Origin of the sequence: Deinococcus radiotolerans, from assembly GCF_014647435.1 — a bacterium.
Classification (GTDB): Bacteria; Deinococcota; Deinococci; order Deinococcales; family Deinococcaceae; genus Deinococcus; species Deinococcus radiotolerans.
In genome coordinates this window covers 1,129,888-1,151,018 of the sequence record NZ_BMPE01000001.1, presented here as the reverse complement: position 1 = coordinate 1,151,018, position 21,131 = coordinate 1,129,888, and the positions used below count along the sequence as shown (strand labels likewise).

22 protein-coding genes are annotated in these 21,131 nt (G+C 70.2%); 13 read left to right on the top strand and 9 right to left on the bottom strand.

The genetic code is table 11. The annotated features are described in order from the left end of the window. The first annotated feature begins 18 nt into the window (after positions 1-18). Positions 19-771, top strand: coding sequence for a PIG-L deacetylase family protein (locus IEY63_RS05695; RefSeq protein ID WP_189067930.1), 753 nt, complete (start codon positions 19-21; stop codon positions 769-771). 70 nt (positions 772-841) lie between these two features. Next, the gene (locus IEY63_RS05690; RefSeq protein WP_189067929.1) at positions 842-1,393 is read left to right on the top strand and encodes an SRPBCC family protein; all 552 of its coding nucleotides are present in this window, start codon (positions 842-844) and stop codon (positions 1,391-1,393) included. A gap of 45 nt (positions 1,394-1,438) precedes the next feature. Here the strand turns inward: IEY63_RS05690 and IEY63_RS05685 are convergent, their stop codons facing one another. Beyond that, positions 1,439-1,744 (bottom strand): hypothetical protein, encoded by a 306-nt coding sequence (locus IEY63_RS05685; protein WP_189067928.1) that lies wholly within the window; start codon positions 1,742-1,744, stop codon positions 1,439-1,441. Between the two features lie 138 nt (positions 1,745-1,882). Continuing rightward, complete coding sequence (topA, locus tag IEY63_RS05680; protein ID WP_189067927.1) at positions 1,883-4,792, bottom strand: type I DNA topoisomerase; 2,910 nt, start codon at positions 4,790-4,792, stop codon at positions 1,883-1,885. Between the two features lie 190 nt (positions 4,793-4,982). On the opposite strand from topA, the gene IEY63_RS05675 reads away from it, so the two are divergent. After that, on the top strand, positions 4,983-5,555 hold the full coding sequence (locus IEY63_RS05675) for a YdcF family protein (protein WP_189067926.1): 573 nt from the start codon (positions 4,983-4,985) through the stop codon (positions 5,553-5,555). 174 nt (positions 5,556-5,729) lie between these two features. Here the strand turns inward: IEY63_RS05675 and IEY63_RS05670 are convergent, their stop codons facing one another. Beyond that, a complete protein-coding gene (locus IEY63_RS05670) occupies positions 5,730-6,026 on the bottom strand; it encodes a hypothetical protein (protein ID WP_189067925.1) in 297 nt (98 codons plus the stop codon). A gap of 166 nt (positions 6,027-6,192) precedes the next feature. Here IEY63_RS05670 and IEY63_RS05665 point away from each other — a divergent pair, with 166 nt between their 5' ends. Further along, positions 6,193-6,582 carry a hypothetical protein gene (locus IEY63_RS05665; protein ID WP_189067924.1) on the top strand — a complete coding sequence of 130 codons (390 nt, stop codon included), beginning with the start codon at positions 6,193-6,195 and terminating at the stop codon, positions 6,580-6,582. Between the two features lie 102 nt (positions 6,583-6,684). Here the strand turns inward: IEY63_RS05665 and murJ are convergent, their stop codons facing one another. The 4 genes from murJ to IEY63_RS05645 all read right to left on the bottom strand — a co-directional run bounded on the left by murJ (position 6,685) and on the right by IEY63_RS05645 (position 9,410). After that, positions 6,685-8,256 carry a murein biosynthesis integral membrane protein MurJ gene (murJ, locus tag IEY63_RS05660; RefSeq protein ID WP_189068088.1) on the bottom strand — a complete coding sequence of 524 codons (1,572 nt, stop codon included), beginning with the start codon at positions 8,254-8,256 and terminating at the stop codon, positions 6,685-6,687. Positions 8,257-8,347: 91 nt separating this feature from the next. Next, positions 8,348-8,794 carry a hypothetical protein gene (locus IEY63_RS05655; RefSeq protein ID WP_189067923.1) on the bottom strand — a complete coding sequence of 149 codons (447 nt, stop codon included), beginning with the start codon at positions 8,792-8,794 and terminating at the stop codon, positions 8,348-8,350. Next, positions 8,791-9,213, bottom strand: coding sequence for a uracil-DNA glycosylase (locus tag IEY63_RS05650; protein ID WP_189067922.1), 423 nt, complete (start codon positions 9,211-9,213; stop codon positions 8,791-8,793). The genes IEY63_RS05655 and IEY63_RS05650 overlap by 4 nt, the downstream gene beginning before the upstream one ends. Before the next feature lie 59 nt (positions 9,214-9,272). After that, on the bottom strand, positions 9,273-9,410 hold the full coding sequence (locus IEY63_RS05645; protein ID WP_189067921.1) for a hypothetical protein: 138 nt from the start codon (positions 9,408-9,410) through the stop codon (positions 9,273-9,275). Between the two features lie 186 nt (positions 9,411-9,596). Between IEY63_RS05645 and tdh the strand changes: the two genes are divergently transcribed. The 4 genes from tdh to IEY63_RS05625 all read left to right on the top strand — a co-directional run bounded on the left by tdh (position 9,597) and on the right by IEY63_RS05625 (position 13,507). Then, positions 9,597-10,622 (top strand): L-threonine 3-dehydrogenase, encoded by a 1,026-nt coding sequence (tdh, locus tag IEY63_RS05640; RefSeq protein ID WP_189068087.1) that lies wholly within the window; start codon positions 9,597-9,599, stop codon positions 10,620-10,622. A gap of 280 nt (positions 10,623-10,902) precedes the next feature. Beyond that, entirely contained in the window at positions 10,903-11,910 is a 1,008-nt protein-coding gene (gene trpS, locus IEY63_RS05635; RefSeq protein ID WP_189067920.1) for a tryptophan--tRNA ligase, read from the top strand. 146 nt (positions 11,911-12,056) lie between these two features. Next, positions 12,057-13,181 (top strand): molecular chaperone DnaJ, encoded by a 1,125-nt coding sequence (gene dnaJ / locus IEY63_RS05630; RefSeq protein ID WP_189067919.1) that lies wholly within the window; start codon positions 12,057-12,059, stop codon positions 13,179-13,181. Then, positions 13,181-13,507, top strand: coding sequence for a hypothetical protein (locus IEY63_RS05625; protein ID WP_189067918.1), 327 nt, complete (start codon positions 13,181-13,183; stop codon positions 13,505-13,507). Before dnaJ ends, IEY63_RS05625 begins: the two co-directional genes overlap by 1 nt. A 53-nt stretch (positions 13,508-13,560) precedes the next feature. Here IEY63_RS05625 and IEY63_RS05620 read toward each other — a convergent pair whose 3' ends face one another. Continuing rightward, positions 13,561-14,991: a phytoene desaturase family protein gene (locus IEY63_RS05620; protein ID WP_189067917.1), complete on the bottom strand. Its 1,431-nt coding sequence runs from the start codon at positions 14,989-14,991 to the stop codon at positions 13,561-13,563. A gap of 203 nt (positions 14,992-15,194) precedes the next feature. On the opposite strand from IEY63_RS05620, the gene IEY63_RS05615 reads away from it, so the two are divergent. Continuing rightward, entirely contained in the window at positions 15,195-16,190 is a 996-nt protein-coding gene (locus IEY63_RS05615) for a ribose-phosphate diphosphokinase (protein WP_189067916.1), read from the top strand. 176 nt (positions 16,191-16,366) lie between these two features. Next, entirely contained in the window at positions 16,367-16,891 is a 525-nt protein-coding gene (locus IEY63_RS05610; protein ID WP_189067915.1) for a hypothetical protein, read from the top strand. Here the strand turns inward: IEY63_RS05610 and IEY63_RS05605 are convergent. Beyond that, positions 16,838-18,313, bottom strand: coding sequence for a hypothetical protein (locus IEY63_RS05605; RefSeq protein WP_189067914.1), 1,476 nt, complete (start codon positions 18,311-18,313; stop codon positions 16,838-16,840). The genes IEY63_RS05610 and IEY63_RS05605 overlap by 54 nt on opposite strands. Positions 18,314-18,432: 119 nt before the next feature. Between IEY63_RS05605 and IEY63_RS05600 the strand changes: the two genes are divergently transcribed. From IEY63_RS05600 to IEY63_RS05590, 3 genes are read left to right on the top strand one after another with little or no spacing between them, the layout of a single operon-like run. After that, positions 18,433-19,323 (top strand): fructosamine kinase family protein, encoded by an 891-nt coding sequence (locus tag IEY63_RS05600; protein WP_189067913.1) that lies wholly within the window; start codon positions 18,433-18,435, stop codon positions 19,321-19,323. A 54-nt stretch (positions 19,324-19,377) separates the two neighbouring features. Beyond that, on the top strand, positions 19,378-20,238 hold the full coding sequence (locus tag IEY63_RS05595; RefSeq protein WP_189067912.1) for a VOC family protein: 861 nt from the start codon (positions 19,378-19,380) through the stop codon (positions 20,236-20,238). 16 nt (positions 20,239-20,254) lie between these two features. Continuing rightward, on the top strand, positions 20,255-21,106 hold the full coding sequence (locus tag IEY63_RS05590; RefSeq protein WP_189067911.1) for a hypothetical protein: 852 nt from the start codon (positions 20,255-20,257) through the stop codon (positions 21,104-21,106). Positions 21,107-21,131 lie beyond the last annotated feature (25 nt).

Below are 21,131 nucleotides of genomic sequence, written 5' to 3'. Positions count from 1 at the left end.
GGCGGGTATGCTGCCCGCATGCGGATCATGGCTGTGTTTGCGCACCCGGACGACGAGATCGGGTGCATCGGGACGCTCGCGAAGCACGCGGCGCGCGGGGACGAGGTGCTGCTGGTCTGGACGACGCTGGGGGAACTGGCCAGTCAGTTCGGGGACACCTCGCACGAGGAGGTGACCCGCGTGCGCCGGGAACACGGCGCGTGGGTCGCCCAGAGGATCGGGGCGCGGTACCACTTCTTCGACATGGGGGACAGCCGTATGACGGGCGGGCGCGCCGAGGCCCTGCAACTGGCGCGGCTGTACGCGCAGTTCCGGCCGAACGCGGTGATCACCTGGAGTGACGATCACCCGCACCCGGATCACCGGATGACGGCGAAGATCGCGTTCGACGCGGTCACGCTGGCGCGCATCCCGAAGATCATCAACGAGGCGGGCGGGGCCGCCATGCCACCTGCCCCGGACCTCAGCGGGGACGCCGCGCCGGAGAGTGGCGAGGACGTCCGCCGACTGGACGCGTGGCGGGAGCCGGTGCGCTTCTACCAGTACTACGCGCCGGCCAGTCCTTACCCGGAGGTGTTCGTGAACACGGTGGACACGCTGGACGTGGCAGTGGAGGTCATGGAGTTCTATCAGGCGTTCTACAAGTGGCAGTGGACGGCAGAGCAGTACCGGGCCGCGCGGGTGGATCTGGGGCGCCTGGCGGGCGCGGGGGCCGCGGAGCGGTTCAACCTGCGGGTCACGCACCTGCCGGCGCGGGACTACCTGCACTGACCGGCGCGGCGTGAGCAGTGTGGGGGCGGGACGCGCGCCTGACCGGGAACGCGCTACAGTGACGCTTAGCATGTCGGAGTCCATCAATATCAAGCAGACGATCGTGGTCCGTGCCCGCCCGGACGTCCTGTACCGCCTCGCGCTGGAGCCGAAACGCCGCGCGAAATGGGATCCGAATCTCGCGTCCGCCGACTACGAGGGCGAGGGCAGCCGCCTGGCCAACAACGCTCTGGTGCGCTTCAAGTTCACGCGCCGCCTGCTGGGACTGGCCTTCACCGCGAAGTACGGTCAGCTTCAGGCCCCGCAGCGCGGCGGGTGGGAGAGTGTGCGGCACGTGGGACCGCTGGAGAAGCTCACGCAGGGGTGGGTGTTCAAACCCATGCCCGGCGGGACCGAGGTGACCCTCACCGTGAACGGCCGCGTGCGCTACAAATGGGTGCGCATGCCCGTGGAACGCGTTCTGCACAACATGGTCGCCACGACCCTGCTGGAGTTGCAACGCACGGTGGACGCCCAGGGCGCGCAGCTCATGGAGGACATGGGCCGCGAACTGGCCGAGAAGCAGAAGGCTGACCAGAAGGCCGCGAAGGAAGTCGCGAAGGCCGCCAAACGCAAGAAGTAAGGTCAATGGAGGTCGCGCCCCGGGTCAGCTGGGGCGCGCTTCTGTTTACTCGTCTGGGGTGAGAATCAGGACCGTGCCGCCTTTCGTCCCGAACGCCGTCCAGGGTTCCTCCGCGCGCACCCGGTAGCCCTCGGCGGGCCGCAGACGCACGAAGTTACTCAGCGGGAGGTCCACGACCGCCTCGCCACTCAGGCACACCAGCCACCCCGTCTCGGCAGGACCCGTCAGGGTGCCGGACAGATTCACGACGCGCACCCGCCCGCCGGGCAGCCGAACCCACTCGCCGGGGCTGCCCTGCGCCAGCCGCGCCAGATGCAGGGATTGAGGAACATCAGGTCGGGTCGCCGGCATAGGAATGGCACACGTCATATCACGCCCTGGCCCGCGTGGGCGCCCACAGCCAGGAAATGGCCAAGGCGGGCCAGGCGACCGGCACGGCAGGTCCCGCCGACCTCCAACTGAGGCAGCGGGACGTGGCGGACTGAACCGTTACTCGCCGCGCGCGGCCTGATTCAGTTTCTTGCTGGCCTGCAACGCCATGCCCTTGGCCTTCTTGACGTCTAGACCGAGTTCCGGGGCGACGTCCTCGACCTTGCGGCCCTCGCCGCGCGTGGCGGTCACGAGGCGGCGCTCCGGGTCGCTCAGGACGCCCAGGTGGGGTTGCAGGTCCGCCCAGGTGAAGGTGGTCTTGGCGGGCGCGGCCTTCGCGGTGGGCTTCTTCGCCGCTGGCTTCTTGGTGGTCGCCTTGCTGGCCGCTGACTTCTTCGTCCCGGCCGGTGCGGTGGCCCTGGCGCCTGTCTTGCTGTCGGCTTTCTTCGTGGTGGCCGCCTTGCCGGGCTTCTTCTTGGGTTCCTTGCCGCGTTCCTCCAGGATTTCCAGGGCACGTTCGGCCGTCAGGTTTTCCGGCGTCTCACCCTTACGCAGAGTGGCGTTGCGCTCACCGTCGGTCAGGTATGGGCCGAAGCGCCCGTCCTTGAGCTGGATGTCGGCCCGGCCCTGGAACTCGAAGGTGCGCAGCGGCCCGGCGGCGGCCGAGCGGGCCCGGAAGCGTGGCTGCGCGAACAGCGCCTCCGCTTCGGGCAGCGTCACGGTGAACAGCTGTTCGTGCGTGGCGAGGCTACGGCTGTCATTCCCGCGTTTCAGGTACGGGCCGTACTTGCCGTTGAACGCCCAGACTTCCTCGCCCTCGCTGCTGCCCACCAGTCGGGGCAGGGTCAGGAGTTGCAGGGCGCGCTCCAGGCTCAGGGTGCCCAGGTCGTCGCCGGGGAAGAGGCTGGCGCTGCGAGCGGGCGGGTTCGTGTCCCCCAGCGTCACGTACGGCCCGTAACGTCCGGCGCGCGCCACGACGGGCAGGCCGGTGTCCGGGTCGGTGCCTAGGGGGCGGTCGCCGCTGGGCCGCGCGAGGATCTCCTCGGCCTTCTCAGTCGTCAGTTCATCCGGCGCGAGGTCCTCGGGAAGGTTCGCTTTCTGCTCGCCGCGTTCCATGTACGGCCCGTAGCGGCCCACGCGGACTTCCACGCCGCTGCCCTCCAGTTTCGGCACGCGGATGGTGGCGATGCCGCGCGCGTCAATCTCGCCCATTTGCTGCTCGATGGTGGGTTTCAGCGCCATGCCCTGCCCGTGATCCCCCAGGTAGAAGCGCTTGAGGTACGGCACGCGGCTCTCGCGGCCCCCGGCGATCTCGTCGAGATCCTCTTCCATCTTCGCGGTGAAGTCGTAGTCCACCAGCGTTCCGAAGTGGTGCTCCAGCAGCGCGCTCGTGGCGAACGCCGTCCAGGACGGAATCAGTGCCTGCCCCTTCTTCGTGGCGTACCCACGGTCCTGGATGGTGCCCAGGATGCTCGCGTACGTGCTGGGGCGCCCGATCCCGGCCGCTTCCAGCGACTGGACCAGACTGGCCTCCGTGAAGCGGGCGGGCGGCTGGGTCTCGTGCCCCTCGGGTTTCGCGCCGTCCGCCGTCACGCGCTGCCCCTCGGTCAGGGGGGGCAGGGGCGTCTCGCGGTCCTCCAGCGCCGCGCTAGGATCATCGCTGCCCTCCACGTACGCGCGCAGGAACCCGGGGAAGTCGATGGTGCGGCCCGACGCACTCAGGGCCACCTCCTCCCCACCCTTGGCTCTGCCGCCCAGGCGGACGCGCAGTCCGCGGCCACGCGCGTCGGCCATCTGGCAGGCCACCGTGCGCTTCCAGATCAGGTCGTACAGACGCCACTCGTCGCCGGACAGTTCGGTCTTCAGGCTGTCGGGCGTGCGGAAGCTGCTCCCGGCGGGGCGGATCGCCTCGTGGGCCTCCTGCGCGTTCTTCGCCTTCTTCGTGTACACGCGCGGCTGCGGGGACAGGTAGTTCGCGCCGTACATCTGCGCCACCTGCGACCGGGCCGCCTTCACGGCCTCCTCGGAGAGGTTCGTGGAGTCCGTGCGCATATAGGTGATGTAGCCCTGCTCGTACAGGCGCTGAGCGGCGCGCATCGTGCGGGTCGCGGCGAAGCCCAGCTTGCGGCTGCCCTCCTGCTGGAGGGTGGACGTGATGAACGGCGGGTAGGGCCGCTGCGTAAAGGGTTTCTCCTCCGCGCTCGTGACCGTCAGCGGCTGTCCGGCCAGACCGTCGGCCAGGGCGCGCGCCTCGGCCTCGGTCAGCAGGCGGGCCACCACGCCGTCCTTCAACCGGCCGGTCAGCGGATCGAAATCACGGCCCAGCGCCAGCTTCTGCCCCGCCACATCCGTCAGGCGGGCCGGGAAGCTCTGCCCGTCGGCCGTTTTCGCCGTCACTAGCAGGTCCCACCACGTCGCGCTGACAAAGCGCATCCGCTCGCGTTCACGCTGCACCAGCATGCGCGTCGCCACCGACTGCACCCGCCCCGCCGACAGTTTCGGCGCGACCTTCTTCCACAGCACCGGGCTGACCTCGTACCCGTACAGGCGGTCCAGCGCCCGGCGGGCCTCCTGCGCCTCCACGAGGTTCGTGTCAATCTGGCGTGGCGCGGCAATCGCCGCCTGGATGGCTTCCTTCGTGATCTCGTGGAACACCATGCGGCGCACCGGCACCTTCGGCTTCAGCTCCTGGAACAGGTGCCACGCGATGCTCTCCCCCTCGCGGTCATCGTCGGTCGCGAGGATGATCTCGTCCGCGTCCTGCGCCAGCTTGCGCAGCTTCGCCACGTGCGCCTTCTTGTCCGGGGAGACCACGTACAGCGGCTGGAAGTCATTCTCGACGTCCAGGCCCAGGCGCGCCCAGGCCTTGCCCTTGTACTTCTCGGGGATATCCGCCGCACTTTTCGGCAGGTCGCGGATGTGCCCGATGGACGACTCCACCGTGTACCCCTTTCCGAGGTACTTCTCGATGGTGCGGGCCTTGGCAGGCGACTCGACGATAACCAGCGTGTGGGCAGAGGATCTGGGCATAGGCAGTGGTGCTCCCCGACAGGAAGTCAGGGGTGAGCGTAGCACGCCCCCCCTCACGCTTCCGGAAGAAGAGGATCAATACACCCTCATGGGCGGCACACGCCGAGCTCCCGCGCCGGGCCACGCAGCACATGAACCCTCTGCGGGAAACTCCTCAGGATTCATATTCCCTTCATGCTAGGCTGCGGCCATGCGACCCCGGGGCGCCACGCTCTCCATCATTCCCCTCGCGGTCACCGCCCTGTTCCTCACCGGCTTCCTGACCGCGCCCCCCCTGCGCGTCCCCAACGCCCCCATTCCCAACGCCACCCTGATCGTCCTGGGGGCCGCGCAATACGACGGGCGACCCAGCCCCGCCTTCCAGCGCCGGCTGGACCACGCCCTGACCCTGTACCAGCAGGGCCACGTGAAGCGCGTCGTGGTCACCGGGGGCAGGCAGCCCGGCGACCGTTTCACCGAGGGCCGCGTGGGCACCACCTACCTGAACGAGCACGGCGTGCCCCGCGCCGCCCTGATCGCCGAGGAACGCAGCCGCACCACCGTCCAGAACCTCGAGAACGCCCGCGCGGCCCTGCCCGGCGGCACGCCCGTCACGCTGGTCACCGACGAGGCGCACGCCCCGCGCGCCCTGGCACTGGCCCGCGCGCTGAACATGAACGCCAACGTCAGTGCCAGCCCCCTGAGCCCCCACACCAGCCGCCAGTACATCCTGCGCGAGAAACTTGCCCTGCTCGGCTACGCCCTGCTCGGCATCCGCCTCTAGACGGGTCTGCTGAACCGCTGGCCTGCCCGGAGCATGTATGGTGGCCCGGTACGACCCGGATGGACGCTCTGAAGGGCGCTGGACCTGGCGGAGCGCCGTCCGGTGGTCAGGCAGGCGCAGAGGCAGACTGAAGGCCCCATCCACCCGGACGGGGCCCACGCGATGAGGGGGCGTTCAGCCCTGAAGTGCGGCGGCCAGCTGACGCAGGCCGTCCTGATCCGCTTCGGGCGCTGCGGGGGCCAGGGCCTCGGTGGCGGCACCCAGGTCCGGCAGGAGGGCCGCGGCGCCCTCAAGGTCACCCTGTTCCAGCGCGGCCTTCAGGCTCGCCAGGTGCTCGACCACCGTCTCGGCGCCGGGAACGCCGTCCAGCGTCTGGTGCCAGGTCGTGACGTTCTCCACCGCGGCATCGGCGGGCACGCCCTGAAGACCACCCGAAAGGGCGGCAATGGTCTGCTGTAGCTGCTGATTCATGCTTGACCTCCAACAGTAGATATTGTCCTGCCCGATCAGGACACCACGGGTCCGCCCCGCAGAGTGTAGGCCCGCACGCTTCATGAAGGGTGGAATTCATCGTCCTGGCCGCGGTCTGGCGGGATTTATTACAGTGTGCAGGCGGCGTTCACGCTGAGCTGACCTCATGTCCAGTTCCTGGCCCGCAGCGAGCGACCTTCTTGAAGAGCAGCTGACGCAGGTGTTCCTGCAGGCGGCCGATCCGACGCCCGCCCAGGCCCGGCTGCGCCTCAGGTTCATCCACTCGGCTCCGGACGCCTGCGTGCTGGTGGACGGCAGTCACGGCGAGGTCACCCTGAGCCGGGGCGAAGCGGCGCGGCGCGGCCCGGCGGACCTCACGTTTCATCTCAGCGGGCCGCGCGCCCACGACTTCTGGCGCGGGGACCTCAATCCGGTGGCCGCCATGACCGGGGGCGTCCTGAGTATCGAGGGGCCCCTCCTGCGCGCCCTGACCCTGGCTCCGGGGCTCAGGCGGGTGCAGGCCGCGTACCGCGCAGCAACCGACGGCACGCCCTGAGCGTAGCCCGGTTGCTTCCTGAACCTTCCGCACGACCCGCTGGGCGAACCACACAGCAGGCGCGGCGCGCCGGTGGGTGCGCCGCGACCTCAGCCCAGCCGGTCAGCGCCGCAGTCGCCGCGTCACAGCGGCCACTTCCGGCAGTTTCAGCGCGAGCGCGCCGCCCAGGTACACGGCGAGTCCCGCGCCACCCGCCAGGGCCAGCACGGGAATGCTGGTCAGAATGAAACCCGGCTGGATCGGCAGGGCGCGCGCCACCAGCCACGCCGCCCCGCCAGACAGCACCGCGAGCGGCACGACCCGCAGCAGGTGGCCGGCCACCTCGCGTCCCGGGAAGCCCACCGCACGCCGGTACAGCACGGTCAGCGCGGCCGTCATCAGCAGGCCGCTGATGGTGGTGCTCAGCCCGAAGCCCAGCAGGCCCAGGCTGGGCACCAGCAGCCGGTACAGGCCGACCTCCAGCACGAAACCAATCGCGCTGACCGTCACGGCCTCACGCGTGCGCTCGCGAGCATAGAAGGTCCGCAGGAGCACCGTCACCAGCGCCCACGGCACCAGCGCCAGGGACCAGCTGCTCAGGATGCCGGCCCCGGCCAGGAACTTCACGGTTTCCTCCGCGGTGCGCGGCGCGTGGGTGTTGATGACGCTGATCACGTAGGGCGCCAGGGCAATCATCAGGGCACTCATGGGTGCGGCCAGGAACGTGGTCGTGCGGATGGTGCTGGCCGTCAGGGCCCGGAACTGCGTCCAGTTCTTCTCGGCCGCTGCCTGAGAGAAGCGCGGGAAGACCGCCAGGACGGGCGACACGATGAACAGGCCGTTTACCATCGTGAACAGCGCCTGCGCGTTGAAGTAGCCGGCCTGCGTGCCCTTGTCGAACAGTCGCGCGTCGGTCAGAAGGCGCAGCACGTACACGTTCAGAATCTGCCGCGCGCCGGCCGTCATCGTGAAGGGCGCCATCTGCCGCACCACGCGGCCCACCGCTGGGTGGCGGATCAGGGCGGGGGTGGGCAGCAGACCGAAGCGGTTCAGGGCGGGCAGCTGCACCACCAGCTGCGCCACGCCACCGATCAGCCAGCCGAGCGCCATCCACTCGGCCTGCTTGGGCAGCAGCAGCAGCGCCGCGATACTGGCAATGTTGAACGCCACGGGCGCGAAACTGCTCTCCCGGAAGTGCTCGTCGGCATTCAGCAGGCCCATGGCGATGGCCGATAGACTGATCAGCATCAGGAACGGCATGACCATGCGGGTCATGAACACCGTCAGTTCCCGGTCCACGTTCGAACTGCTCGCCAGCAGCAGGTCCACCAGGTACGGCGCCGCCAGGATCCCCACAGCCATCAGCAGCAGGTTCACGCCGATCAGCACGCCACTGAACGCCTGCGCCAGCTTCCGGCGCCCGGCGTCATCAAGCGTCTTGTACACCGGAATGAACGAGTTCACGAGTGCGCCCTCGGCCAGCAGTTCCCGCAGCAGGTTCGGGATCGTGACGGCCGCGTTGAACGCCTCCAGCAGCGTGACGCTGAACAGGTTATTCAGGACCAGCTGGCGCAGGATGCCACTCAGGCGCGAGCCGAGCGTGCCCAGCATCACGATGATCGTGTTTGCCCGCAGCGACTTTTTCGGTGCGGCTGGCGGGGGCGCGTCGGGCGGCCCGGCGTCCTCGAAGGTCATGTTCAGTTCAGGAGGGGCGGGCGGCTGGCCCAGCGGGGACTTGCTCACCGGGCCACTGTAGCGCCGCCCACGGATGAAGGTGAGGTGCGCTTCAGTCCGTCAGGGCCCGGGCGTGGCCGTCCGGCCCGATGAACAGCCGAGCGGCCCCGAACGCCACCGGGAGCCGCAGCGTGCCCAGGTATGCCTGGAGGTGCGCCGGGAGGGCGTCCAGCGTCAGGGGCGTGCGCGGCGCCGCCACCAGCCGGTACACGCCGGTCTCGCCGGGCACGTGGTCGTACACGAACGCTCCCCGGCGCTGCGGCGCGCACAGATGCTCATCAAACCCCCCGGCCGGGACGTTCGTTTCCTCCGTCTCGGGGCGGGTATCCAGCCACACGTGCGTGGCCTCCAGCAGCTCCTCGGACGTGAGCGCCGCCGCGGGCACCGTGTCATCCCCGGCGGCCAGACACTGCGCCACGTGCCCGTGCGGGTCGGTGGCGAACCAGTCGAACTCCACCCCAGCGATCTCCTCGCGGGTCAGGGGCGTGTGGGCGGTCACGGGTTCAGCAGGTTCTGGATGGCTGGGGTCTGCGCGGGGAACTTCACGGCGACATTCACGGTCGTCCCGGCGGGCGTCGCGGGGTCCACGTTGATCCAGTGGCTCGCCAGGACCGGCGGGTTCGGCTGCGGATCAATGGCGCGCACCAACACCCGCCCCTGCGGCGGCACGAACGCGCACCAGCCCTCGGCGGTCGCCTGGAACGCCCGGACGGGCAGCACGCTCTGAAGCGTCAGGTCGTCCGGCGTCGCCCAGTACTCAATCAGCAGGCTGGCCTGCTCACGCCCCAGGTCCTCCGGGGCCACATCCACCTGGATCTCAATGCCGTCCGCCCTGCCGGGGACGAGGTTCATCCAGCCCGGCACGACCAGGCGACCACTCAGGGCACTCTTGAACTGCTGCGGGGCGGGCTGCGTCATCCCGCCCAGCGTAGCGCACCACTCTTCCCGGAATCTTTCACGGGCGCCGGGCGCGTCCCTCAGCTGCGCTGAACCGTGCGGAGCAGGGCGCGCACCGCGACGAAACCCACCACGAAGAACAGCAGCGGCGTGAGGTTCACGGTCACCTCGGCGTCCTTCTCGGGTTCCAGGGGGTTCTGCCTGCGGTACTTGATCATGCGCCCCAGCCTACGCCGCCCCGCCCCACGCGGCGCACACGAATCATTAAGTCAGGCCCCCGCACGGGCGTGCCAGGCAGCCGTCCAGCCCAGGCGACGCCCGGGCCACCGCACCGTTGCGCCCCCGGCCCGCGCGGGGGTAGAACTGCCCCCGTGACCCACGATCAAGCCACCCTGCCCGGCACCATGCGCGCCCTGAGCAAACAGCACGCCCAGGAGGGCATCTGGATGACCGAGGCGCCCGTACCCACCCCCGGCCCGAACGACCTGCTCATCAAGGTCCGCAAGGGCAGCATCTGCGGCACGGACGTCCACATCTACAAATGGGACCAGTGGGCGCAGAAGACCATCCCGGTCCCCATGATCGTCGGGCACGAGTACGTCGGCACCGTCGCCGCGATCGGCAGCGAGGTCCGCGGCTTCCAGATCGGTGACCGCGTCAGCGGCGAGGGCCACGTCACCTGCGGCCACTGCCGCAACTGCCGCGCCGGCCGCCGCCACCTCTGCCGCAACACCCTGGGCGTCGGTGTGAACCGCCCCGGGTCCTTCGCCGAGTACCTCGTGCTGCCCGCCTTCAACGCCTTCAAACTCCCCGACGACATCCCCGACGACATCGCCGCGATCTTCGATCCCTTCGGGAACGCCGTCCACACCGCCCTCAGTTTCGATCTGGTCGGTGAGGACGTCCTGATCACCGGCGCCGGCCCCATCGGCGTCATGGCCGCCGCCGTCGCCCGGCACGTCGGGGCGCGCAACGTCGTCATCACCGACATCAACGACTACCGCCTGGACCTCGCCCGAAAGATGGGCGTCACTCGCGCCGTGAACGTCGCCCACGAGGACCTCCGCGCCGTCATGCAGGAACTCGGCATGACCGAAGGCTTCGACGTCGGCCTGGAAATGAGCGGGTCGGGCCCCGCCTTCGCGCAGATGGTGGACGTCATGAACAACGGCGGCAAGATCGCCCTGCTCGGCATCCCCGCCGGACGCGTGGACATCGACTGGAACGGCGTAATCTTCAAGATGCTCACCATCAAGGGCATCTACGGCCGCGAGATGTTCGAAACCTGGTACAAGATGGCCGCTCTCATCCAGTCCGGCCTGGACCTGAGCCCCATCATCACGCACCACTACCCCATCAGCGACTACCAGCAGGGCTTCGACGCCATGCTCGGCGGTCAGAGCGGCAAGGTCATCCTGAACTGGGAGTAACGGGGGGTGGGAGGCAGGAAGCGGTGCGCGGACGAGAGCGAGTCACCGCGCACCGCTTCCTGCCTCGCCATCTGGCGGATGTTTCCTGTTCCCCCCGTGCGGCATGCTGCGGCGCATGAGCGTGTTCGTGCAGGTGTGGTGGCCCGGTGATCCGGGTGCCCTCGCCTGCTGACGTTCATCGTCGCACCGCGCCCGGATTCAATGTCCGGGCGCGGCTTTTTTCGTGTCTCTCGTGGAGGAGTGGATCATGTCGAATACAGCAAATGGAATGGGGGAGAGGATGGATAGGCGGCCGCGCGTGCTGACGGGGGACCGCCCGACGGGCCGGTTGCACCTGGGGCATCTGGCGGGGTCGCTGCGGTCGCGGGTGGTGCTTCAGGATTCGCATGAGGTGTTCGTGCTCGTGGCGGACGTGCAGGGCCTCACGGATCACTTCGAGCGGCCGGACATGCTGCGCCGCAATGTGCCGGAGGTGATGCTGGATTACCTGGGCGCGGGCCTGGACCCGGCGCGGGTGACGTTCGTGCAGCAGTCGGGCGTGCCGGAACTGACCGAGCTGACGGTGTACCTGCTGAATCTGGTGACGGTGTCGAAGTTGCGGCAGAACCCGACGGTGAAGACGGAGATCGCGCAGAAGGGCTTCGGCGATTCGGTCCCGGCGGGGTTCTTCATTTACCCGGCGGCGCAGGTGGCGGACATCACGGCGTTCGGCGCGCAGGTCGTCCCGGTCGGGGAGGATCAGCTGCCCATGCTGGAACTGACGCGCGAGGTGGTCCGGCGCTTCAACGGGCTGTACGGCCCTGCCGCCGACGGCACGGACGTGCTGGTGGAACCGCAGGCGCTCCTGTCCGCGTCGCCACGCCTGCCGGGCCTGGACGGGCAGGCGAAGATGGGCAAGAGCCTCGGCACCGCCGCGTACCTGTCCGACCCGCCCGACGAACTGCGCCGCAAGGTGATGGGCATGTTCACCGACCCCGCCCACCTGCGCGCGGGGGACCCCGGGCAGGTCGAGGGGAACCCGGTGTTCACGTACCTCGACGCCTTCGACCCGGACGCCACGCGCGTGCAGGCCCTGAAGGACCACTACCGCGCCGGGGGGCTGGGCGACGTGAGGGTCAAACAGCACCTGCTGGACGTGCTGGACGCCGAACTGACCCCCATCCGCGAACGCCGCGCCGCGTACGCGCAGGATCTACCGGCGGTCATGACCCTCCTGCGCGAGGGCACGCAGCGGGGCCGCGACGTGGCCGCGCAGACGCTGGCGCAGGTACGGGCCGCGCTGTTCTGAACAGAGGGGTTGGATGTGGGGGGTGCGTCGACTGCGGTGCCCGGTCCGTCCTGCCCACGACCCACACCCCCTCTGCCCACTTTTCCTGAGTGTGGTCGTGTTAACCTGTGGCCGGAGGTCGGGCCTCGCCCGGCGAGACACGACATATGGATTACTACGAACTGCTGGGCGTCGCGAAGACCGCGAGTGCCGATGAGATCAAGTCCGCTTACCGCAAACTGGCCCTGAAGTACCACCCCGACCGCAACAAGGAAGACGGCGCGGCCGAGAAGTTCACGCAGATCAACGAGGCGTACGCCGTCCTCAGTGACACGGAGAAACGCGCCCATTACGACCGCTTCGGCAGCGCGCCAGGCGCGGGCATGCCCGGCGGCGACCCGTTCGGCGGGATGGGCGGCGCGGGCTTCGACCCGATGGACATCTTCGAGCAGCTGTTCGGCGGCGCGATGGGTGGCCGTGGCGGGCGGCGCGGCCCGGCGCGCGGGGACGACCTGGAAACCGAGGCGTTCGTGAGCCTCGCGCAGGCCCGCGCGGGCGAGGAGATCGAGGTCACGGTGGACCGCCTGACGACCTGCGAGCACTGCGACGGCTCGAAGACCGAACCCGGCGGCAAGCCACCCAAGACCTGCACGACCTGCGGCGGGGCGGGCGCGGTGCGCGCGCAGGCCCGCACGATCTTCGGCGTGGTGGAGACGCAGCAGGCCTGCCCCACCTGCCGCGGCGAGGGCCAGATCGTGCAGGACCCCTGCACGGTGTGCAAGGGCCGCGGCCGCACCCTGAAGGCCGAGACCGTGAAGGTCAAGCTGCCCAAGGGCATCGACGAGGGCTACCGCATCCGCGTCAGTGGCGCGGGCAACGAGGGTCCGGGCGGGAACGGCGACCTGTACGTGCACATCGAGATGGAGAAGCACGCCGAGCTGCGCCGCGAGCAGGAGCACCTGATCCACACGGCGAAGATCGGCTTCGCGAAGGCCGCGCTGGGCGGGCAGATCACGGTGCCCACCCTGGACGGCCCGCACACGATCGAGGTGAAGGCCGGCACGCAGCACGGCGAACTGCACCGCCTGCGCGGGCAGGGCATGCCGCGCCTCCAGGGGTCCGGCAATGGTGATCTAATCGTTGAGTACGACGTGATCGTGCCCAAGCCGGGCCAGCTGACGCCCGAGGCGCGCGAGGCGCTGCTCGCCTACGCCCGCGCGGTGGGTGACGAGGTGAACGAGAAGCACGAGGGCTTCTTCGACCGGGTCGGCAAGATCTTCAGGGGCGAGTGATGCGCCACATCACTGGATGGCTGGGCGCGGCCCTGCTGGGGATGACCCTGACCAGCTGCGGCGCCGATCAGATCGTCACCCCGGACGAGTACACGCGCCTGACGCCCGGCATGACACTCGTGCAGGCGCAGCAGGTCGTGGGTGACCAGGGCCAGCCGGTGCAGGCGCTGGCGAGGCAGGCGCACCGCTGGCAGAACCAAGACGGCAGCTTCGCGCAGGGCACGTTCCTGGCGGGCCGCGCCGTCGAGTTCGATCAGGAGGGGCTGCTGGCCGAGGTGGGCAGCAAGAGCAAGCTGAAGAAGCTGCGCAAATCCAACCGCCGCTGACCGCTGCATATGTGGACCGCTCTCCTCTGACCGGAGGTGAAGCGGCCCGCATCTTATGGGTCGCGCAGCCTGAATTCGTCGTGCAGGGCGGCCTGCGCGGCGTGGTAGCCGCTCATGCCGTGAATGCCGCCACCGGGCGGGGTGGCGCTGGAGCAGAGGTACACCCCTTTCACCGGGGTGCGGTACGGCGTGGGCGTGGGCAGCGGGCGGGCCAGCAGGCCCCACAGGTCGCCGCGCCCGCCGTTCACGTCCCCGCGCTGGAAGACCGGACTGAACGCCTGCAACTCGGGGGCGGTGGTGCGCCGCCGGGCCAGGATCAGGTCGCGCCAGCCGGGCGCGAAGCGGTCGATCTGCGCCTCCATCGGCCTGCTGGCGTCGCCCGCGAAGCCGCCCGGCACGTGCGAGTACGCCCAGAACGTGTGCCCACCGGCGGGCGCGCGGCTGGGGTCGAAGAGGGTGTGCTGCGCGGCCAGCACGTAGGGCCGCTCGGGCACCTGCCGGGCCGCCACTCGTTCTGACGCGGCAATATCCGGCGCGAGTCCACCCAGGTGCACGGTCGCGGCGCGCGCCACGCGAGGGTCCGCCCACGGCATCGGGCCGGACAGGGCGTAATCGAGTTTCTGGAGGCCCGGCCCGTAGCGGTACCCCTCCAGCGCGGCGCGGTACCAGCCCGGGGCACGGTCACCCAGCACGCCCAGCAGGACGCGCGGGCTGCTGTCTACCAGGGTCACGCGGGCGGGCGGCAGGTCGCGGGCGCTGCGAACCGTCACGCCAGTCAGCACCTCGCCGCCCAGGAATTCCAGGTACGCGCGCAGGGCGTCCGCCAGGGCCTGCGCCCCACCGCGCGGGAACGGCCAGCCCACCGCGTGCGCCAGCAGCGCCAGCACCAGCGTCATGGCGGCCGTGCCGGGCGTAGTCAGCGGCAGGTTGGTGTGCGCCGCCAGCCCCGCCCACAGGGCGCGCCCCTCCGGCGTGTGGAACAGCGTCTCCCCGACGAACGCCGCACTTGGCAGGCCCCGCAGCCCGAAGCGCACCAGGGACAGCGGGTGACGGGGCAGGCGCGGCAGGGGCCGCAGGATGTCGTCCAGCAGCCCCTCCCAGTCACTCAGAAGCGGACCCATCAGGCGCACCCAGGCGGGCCCATCCCGGCCCAGCGCGGCGGCGGTGGCGTGCAGGTCCCGCTCCAGCGTCACGCTCCGCCCACCCGGTAGCGGGTGAGCCACCGGCGCGTCCGGCTGCACCCAGTCCAGCCCGAACGCATGCAGCGGCCACGCCCGGAACGCCGGACTGGCCACCGACAGCGGATGAATCGCCGAGCCCACATCATGCGTGAAGCCCGGCAGGGTCAGCGCAGCGCTGCTCAGGCCACCCCCCACCCGGTCGTGCGCTTCGAGCACCTGCACGCGCAGGCCCGCGCGGGCCAGCGTCACCGCCGCCGACAGTCCATTCGGTCCCGCCCCCACCACCACGGCGTCCAGCGTCATGCCTCCCACCCTAGCGCCCCCACCCCCGCGTCCCCCTTGAGCGGACGTTCACCGCCCGTGTTCCCCACCCGGGCACGCCCCCCCACCATGACACCCACATGATCCGGCAGGTATGCTGCTGGGCGGTCAACAGCCGCGCCCTCACGCTGCGGGCGCGTTCCAACACCCCGCCCCGAGCTTCACCCCCTCCTGGAGGATTCCCCGTGTCCGTCCCCCACCGCGCCCCCGCCGAACTGCTCAACAGCCGCCGCTCACCCCTGCTGGTGTTCGCCGGCCAGAGCAACCGCCCCCTCGCCCAGGCCATCTGCGACCACCTGGGGGTGCCGCTGGGCCGCAGCAAGACCGAGAAGTTCACGAACGACAACATCATCGTGCACTACGAGGAAAGCCTGCGTGAAGGGGACGTGTTCATCGTCCAGACCTTCAGCAACCCCGTCAGCGACTCGATCATGGAACTCATGCTCATGATCGACGCCGCCAAGAGCGCCAGCGCCGGACGCGTCACCGCCGTCATCCCCTACTACTCCTACGCCCGCAGCGACAAGAAGGACAGCCCCCGCATCAGCATCGCCGGGCGCCTCATCGCCGACCTGCTCCAGGAAGCCGGCGCGGACCGCATCCTGACCATGACCCTGCACGCCCCGCAGGTGCACGGCTTCTTCAAGGTGCCCGTCGATCACCTCTCGGCGGACCTCGTGCTCAGCGAGCACTTCCGGCAGTGCGTGCCCGACGCGCACAACGGCGTCGTCCTGGCCCCCGACGCGGGCAGCATCAAACGCGCCAGCCAGATCGCCCGCCGCCTCGACAGCGGGCTGGCCATGATCGACAAGGAACGCCTCTCCGACACCGAGGTGCGCCCCCGCGCCCTGATCGGCGACGTGGACGGCCGCACCGTGTTCATCGTCGACGACGAGATCAGTACCGCCGGGAGCCTCGTCGAAACCGTCAACATCGCCCGCAGCATGGGCGCCAAGGACGTGTACGTCGCCGTCACGCACGGCGTGTACTCCGGCCCCGCCATCCAGCGCATCGCGGGCCTGGACGTCACGCAGGTCGCCAGCACGAACACCGTGCTCGTGCCCGACTCGAAGGTCGAGGCGTCCAACGGCAAGCTGGCCGTGCTGGACGTCGCGCCACTGTTCGCGAACGCCATCACGAACATCCACACCGGCGCCAGCGTCAGCACCCTGTTCACCTGAACAGAGAATCATGACGGTGGGGAGGGGTCGTGAGATCCCTCCTCTCCTTTGTGCAGCGGTTCGGTGATGCAGGCCAGGCCGAGTGACGCGCCTTCCCACCCTGAGGATTCGTCATCTCGACGTGGCAGCGGTCACCTGCTGCCTCTTTCCCCCGTGATCTGGGATATGCAGGTGACGTGAACGGGACCCATTCGGCAGTCCGGCTTAGTTCAGTCATCGGCGCGGCAACGTTGGGTCTGCTGGCGGCCGAAGTCATCTGGCTGGCCGTGGTCTGGAACGCGATTCCGGCGACGGTGCCGCTGCGGTTCAGTTTGGGGGCGACGCCCGAACTGGGCCCAAAAGTGAACCTCCTGATCCTCCCGTTGGCCTCTGTGACGCTGTACCTGCTGTTCACCTCTACCGGTCGCGTGGGGGCGCTGAACCTGCCGGACCTGGGTGATCCGGCGCGCAACCGTGAGCTGGCCCGGCGGCTCTCGCCAGTGCTGCGTCTGGGCAGCGTGGCGCTGACCGTGCTGCTGTTGGTCGGTCTGGTCGCCTCCACCGGGCAGGCCGCTGCCCGGTGGAGTGGGTTCCTGACGCTGTGGGTACTGTTCAGCGCTGTGCTGACGATCATGCTGCGGACCCGGTCAGGGGAGCGGCTGGCCTGCCTATGCCGTGACCGGGGCGAGCCAGCGGGCGCGGGGCAGGAGCAGGAGGAGTAGCGTGGCGGCCAGGACGGTGAGGATCAGTCCGGCGTGGCCGCCGGTCAGGAAGGCCAGGGGCAGGGCGGCGCAGGCGATCAGCGGGATCAGGGGCGTGCGGGCCTGTCTGGGACCGCCGAGGATCACCCAGGCGAGGGCCGCGCCGAGGAGGCTGCCGAGCACCTCGGCGAGCAGGAGGGGCAGGTACGCGGTCAGCACGCCGCCGAGGGTGAAGCCCAGCGCGAGACCCAGCAGCGCGCCGCCGAGCGTGAGGGGAGAGAGGGGCGTGCGGCGCGTGACGGCCCACAGCGGGATCAGCAGCGCGGCGAGGACCACCGCGAGCCCCTGCGCGAGGTGCACCTTGGTGAGGGTCTCGCGGACGCTGCCCTGCGTGAAGACCACGGCAACGTCCTGCGCGGTCACGGCGTTCTTCAGCTGCCAGCGCAGCGTGGCGGGGCCGCCCAGGGCGGGTCTGGTCTGGCTGGTGGGGAACAGCGAGTACCGCTGGAACTTGGCGGGGCGGTCGGCGGTGACGGTCACGTCCAGGTCCTTGATGGCCTCGCGGCGGCTGAGCTGGTAACTCCAGGCGCGGGAGCCCTGGTGCGCGTACGCGACCTGCACGTCCACGCTGCCCCCGGCGGGCACCTGCCCTTCCCAGACGCTGCCGTTCAGGAGGTCGCTGGCACTGAGGGCCTGCCCGTTCACGGTCAGGGTGAAGCCGCTGAGGGTGCCGCTCCCGCCGGGGAGTGGGAACGCGAATCGCAACGTGGCGGGCGTGCCCAGCGGGTTGCGGAAACGGTAGCTGGCCTGGAAGGCAGCAGTGTAGTACGTGCCGCGCCCCCCGGCGGGCTCCACGAAGCGCAGGTCGGCGCGGACGACGCTGCGGTCGAAGTCCAGCGGACGCTCGGACTGCATAACGACCTCTCGCGTGTAGCGCAGCCCCGCCGGGGTGCGGGTGAAGTTCTCGCGCAGGTCCTGCACGGTCTCGCCGGGGGTGCCCAGGTACGGCAGCAGGCCGTCCAGGCTGTTGTCCACGCGGATGCGGGTGGCGACGTCGTTGGGCAGCAGGAGGCTGCGGGTGTACGTGCGGTTCTCGAGGAGGGCGGCGCTGGGCGCGACCTGCACGGTCTGCCCGCCGTCCGGGTCAGCGGCGTTGGCGTAGCGGGCGCTCTGCTGCGCGGCGATCCGGGCGTCCACGGCGCGGCGCGACACGTTCAGTACGAGCAGTGAGGCACCCAGCAGGAGGGCGGCCAGCGCCCATCCGCTGAGGTGCGGCGCGCGGGTGCCCAGCCAGTTCAGCGTGCGGCGGGCGCGGTCCCGGTCGATCAGGGCGAGGCCCCCGAGGGCCAGCGCGAGCACGGCCAGCGCCAGCGCGGCGGGCAGGGCGAGGTCGAGCAGGGCGCGCAGGGCGCCGAGCAGGACGGTCAGGGCGGTCTGAACCATACGGCCTCCGGGGATGGGGGAGAGGGTGTTGTGGATGATGCTCCCCGGAGTACACCACTCCCGGAGTTTGTGAAGCGTCCCTCTTTGGTTGCAGGTGGCGGCGCCCGGCACGATGGAGCATGACGCTCCTTGACCTGCCCGTGCGGCCCCTGGCCCCGCTGCTGGAGATGCACCTGGGCGCAGGCATCCGCGCGGCGCAGCGGCTGCACGGTGGGGATATCAGCGACACGTTCCGCCTGGACACCACGCGCGGTCCAGTCGTCCTGAAGACCTCGCCGCAGAAGGCGGGCCGCCGCCTGCCGGACGGGTTTTACGCTGCCGAGGCGCACGGCCTGGGCCTGCTGCGCCCGGGGCCGCTGGTGACCCCGACCGTCATCGCGCACGGCAGCGGCCCCGCCGGGCAGCCGTACCTGCTGCTGTCGTGGCTGCCGCCCGGCGACGACACGCCCGCCGCGCAGGACGCCCTGGGCCGCGGCCTCGCGGCGCTGCACGCCCGGCCCGCGCCGGGCTTCGGGGGGATGCCGGATAATTATTTCGCGTCCCTGCCGCAGCGCAACCCGCCCGCCGCGAGTGCCGCCGGGTTCTTCTGGACGGCGCGGCTGGAGCCGCTGCTGACCCGCGAGCGGCTGCACCTGACTCCCCGCGACCGGGCGGGCTTCGACACGCTGCGTGGGCGCCTGCCGGACCTGATCCCGCCTGAGCCGCCCGCGCTGGTGCACGGGGACCTGTGGCACGGGAACGTGCACTACACGCCGCGCGGCCCGGCCCTGATCGACCCGGCCGTGGGCTACAGCCACCGTGAGGTGGACGTGGCGGCCCTGCGGCTGTTCGGTGGCGTGCCGCGCCGGGTGTTTCAGGCGTACCACGAGGCGTACCCGCTCGCGTCGGGCTGGGAGGCACGAGTGCCCATGTGGAACCTGTACCCGCTGCTGGCGCACCTGCTGCTGTTCGGCGAGGGGTACCTGGGCCGCACCCGGGAGGCGCTCCATGCTGCCCTGGATCTCACCTAAAGTAAATAATATAAACCGGTTGATTTTTCAAAGTATTAGATTCATACTGAGGGTATGACCTCCTCCGCCGTCCTGCCCGCCAGCACCCACGCTGGCCCCGTGCATCTAAACGTCCGCGACCTCAGCGGCACCGCCACGTTCTACGCCACGCTCCTCGGGCTGACGGCCACAGAGCAATCCAGCAGCAACGTCACGCTCAGCGCATCCGGCACGCCGCTGCTGCACCTGCACGCCGCGCCGGACCTGCCCCGCGCACCCGTCAGCCGACCCGGCCTGTATCACACCGCCTTCCTGCTCCCCACCCGCGCCGACCTGGGCCGCTGGCTGGCGCACGCCGCGCAGCTGGGCCTGCGGATCGGCAGCGGCGACCACCTCGTCAGCGAAGCCTTCTACCTAAGCGACCCAGAAGGGAACGGCATCGAGGTCTACGCCGACCGCCCCCGCGACACCTGGACATGGCGGGACGGACAGGTGCAGATGGACACGAAAGCCGTGGACGCCGCCGCCGTCCTCGCGGCGGCCGGGATCGACCCCACCACCCTGGACGGCGCTGTGGCCTTCGCCGCGCCGCAGGGCACGACCGTTGGGCACGTGCACCTGAAAGTCGGCAGCGCCGCGCAGGCCGCCCGCTGGTACGCCGACACCCTGGGCCTGGATGTCGTCGCCGACCTGGGCAGCGCCGCGTTCCTCTCCTGGGGTGGGTACCACCACCACGTCGGCCTGAACGAATGGCACAGCGCCGGGCAGCCCGCCCCTGCTGTCCCCGCCGCCGGACTGGCGGGCGTGACCTTCCATACCCAGGACCTGACGAACCTGCGCGCGCACCTGGCGGGCCGCGCCGACGTGCAGGACGCGGGTGACCACCTGACCCTGCACGACCCGTGGGGCAACCGCGTGACTGTGCAGCAGGGCTGAGCCGGTACGCTGGGGCATGCGCGCTTCCCTCAGAACGCTGCTCCTGGCCAGCCTGCTGACCCTACCCCTCGTCACGGCGCAGGCCGCCGCGCCTGCCGGACTGCACCCTGTTCTGGCCACCCTGCCCGGCGGCAGCACGTATCTGCTGGGTGGATGGCAGGACGGGCGCTGGCTCACCGACGCCCAGACCCGCGCCCGCCTGACCGGAGCGGCCACCTACACCCGCCTGACCCTCGGCGCGGCCCCCACCCGCGTGCAGGGTGCCCGGCCCACCTCGCTGGGTGAACCGTGCGAGGTGACCTTCGAGGTGAAGGTCACGCCCGCCCGGGAGGCACTGGCCGTCCTCACCTCTGCCCCGCTGAATGCCCAGCCGCGCCCCGTCACGGCCCTCCCCACCCGCAACGCCACGTACGAAACCGCCGTGCGGGACGAACTGATCCGCCGGGGCCTGCGCCGCCCACAGGTCCACCTCACTCGGCTGGTGCGCACCGACCTGGACGGCAACGGCACCCAGGAAGTCATCATTGAAGCCAGTTACTTCCGTGAACGCAGCGGGGACAGCCCGCCGCCCGTCGGGCAGCCCGGCGATTACAGCGTGCTGCTGCTCCGTACTGTGGTCAGCGGCCGGGTCGTCACGACCGTCCTCGGCGAGCACATTGCGCCCCAGACACCCTGGGATTCCGGCAGCAGCGACCCCATGCCCATGGCGACCCTCCACCGCCTGGCCGGGGTCGCCGACCTGAACGGCGACGGCCGCATGGAACTCATCCTGTACGGCGCGTACTACGAGGGCGCAGGCTTCAGCGTGCAGCAGTGGACCCCTTCTGGACTGAACGCCACCCCACTCGAAAGTGGCTGCGGCGTCTGACCCTGACCCGGGCAGACGCTACACT

What these genes read in the sequence shown, in the direction of transcription:
- IEY63_RS05695 (WP_189067930.1), top strand. Translation starts at nt 19, where the DNA reads ATGCGGATCATGGCTGTGTTTGCGCACCCGGACGACGAGATCGGGTGC.
- IEY63_RS05690 (WP_189067929.1), top strand. Translation starts at nt 842, where the DNA reads ATGTCGGAGTCCATCAATATCAAGCAGACGATCGTGGTCCGTGCCCGC.
- IEY63_RS05685 (WP_189067928.1), bottom strand. Translation starts at nt 1,744, where the DNA reads ATGCCGGCGACCCGACCTGATGTTCCTCAATCCCTGCATCTGGCGCGG.
- topA (WP_189067927.1), bottom strand. Translation starts at nt 4,792, where the DNA reads ATGCCCAGATCCTCTGCCCACACGCTGGTTATCGTCGAGTCGCCTGCC.
- IEY63_RS05675 (WP_189067926.1), top strand. Translation starts at nt 4,983, where the DNA reads ATGCGACCCCGGGGCGCCACGCTCTCCATCATTCCCCTCGCGGTCACC.
- IEY63_RS05670 (WP_189067925.1), bottom strand. Translation starts at nt 6,026, where the DNA reads ATGAATCAGCAGCTACAGCAGACCATTGCCGCCCTTTCGGGTGGTCTT.
- IEY63_RS05665 (WP_189067924.1), top strand. Translation starts at nt 6,193, where the DNA reads ATGTCCAGTTCCTGGCCCGCAGCGAGCGACCTTCTTGAAGAGCAGCTG.
- murJ (WP_189068088.1), bottom strand. Translation starts at nt 8,256, where the DNA reads ATGACCTTCGAGGACGCCGGGCCGCCCGACGCGCCCCCGCCAGCCGCA.
- IEY63_RS05650 (WP_189067922.1), bottom strand. Translation starts at nt 9,213, where the DNA reads ATGACGCAGCCCGCCCCGCAGCAGTTCAAGAGTGCCCTGAGTGGTCGC.
- IEY63_RS05645 (WP_189067921.1), bottom strand. Translation starts at nt 9,410, where the DNA reads ATGATCAAGTACCGCAGGCAGAACCCCCTGGAACCCGAGAAGGACGCC.
- tdh (WP_189068087.1), top strand. Translation starts at nt 9,597, where the DNA reads ATGCGCGCCCTGAGCAAACAGCACGCCCAGGAGGGCATCTGGATGACC.
- trpS (WP_189067920.1), top strand. Translation starts at nt 10,903, where the DNA reads ATGGATAGGCGGCCGCGCGTGCTGACGGGGGACCGCCCGACGGGCCGG.
- dnaJ (WP_189067919.1), top strand. Translation starts at nt 12,057, where the DNA reads ATGGATTACTACGAACTGCTGGGCGTCGCGAAGACCGCGAGTGCCGAT.
- IEY63_RS05625 (WP_189067918.1), top strand. Translation starts at nt 13,181, where the DNA reads ATGCGCCACATCACTGGATGGCTGGGCGCGGCCCTGCTGGGGATGACC.
- IEY63_RS05620 (WP_189067917.1), bottom strand. Translation starts at nt 14,991, where the DNA reads ATGACGCTGGACGCCGTGGTGGTGGGGGCGGGACCGAATGGACTGTCG.
- IEY63_RS05605 (WP_189067914.1), bottom strand. Translation starts at nt 18,313, where the DNA reads ATGGTTCAGACCGCCCTGACCGTCCTGCTCGGCGCCCTGCGCGCCCTG.
- IEY63_RS05600 (WP_189067913.1), top strand. Translation starts at nt 18,433, where the DNA reads ATGACGCTCCTTGACCTGCCCGTGCGGCCCCTGGCCCCGCTGCTGGAG.
- IEY63_RS05595 (WP_189067912.1), top strand. Translation starts at nt 19,378, where the DNA reads ATGACCTCCTCCGCCGTCCTGCCCGCCAGCACCCACGCTGGCCCCGTG.
- IEY63_RS05590 (WP_189067911.1), top strand. Translation starts at nt 20,255, where the DNA reads ATGCGCGCTTCCCTCAGAACGCTGCTCCTGGCCAGCCTGCTGACCCTA.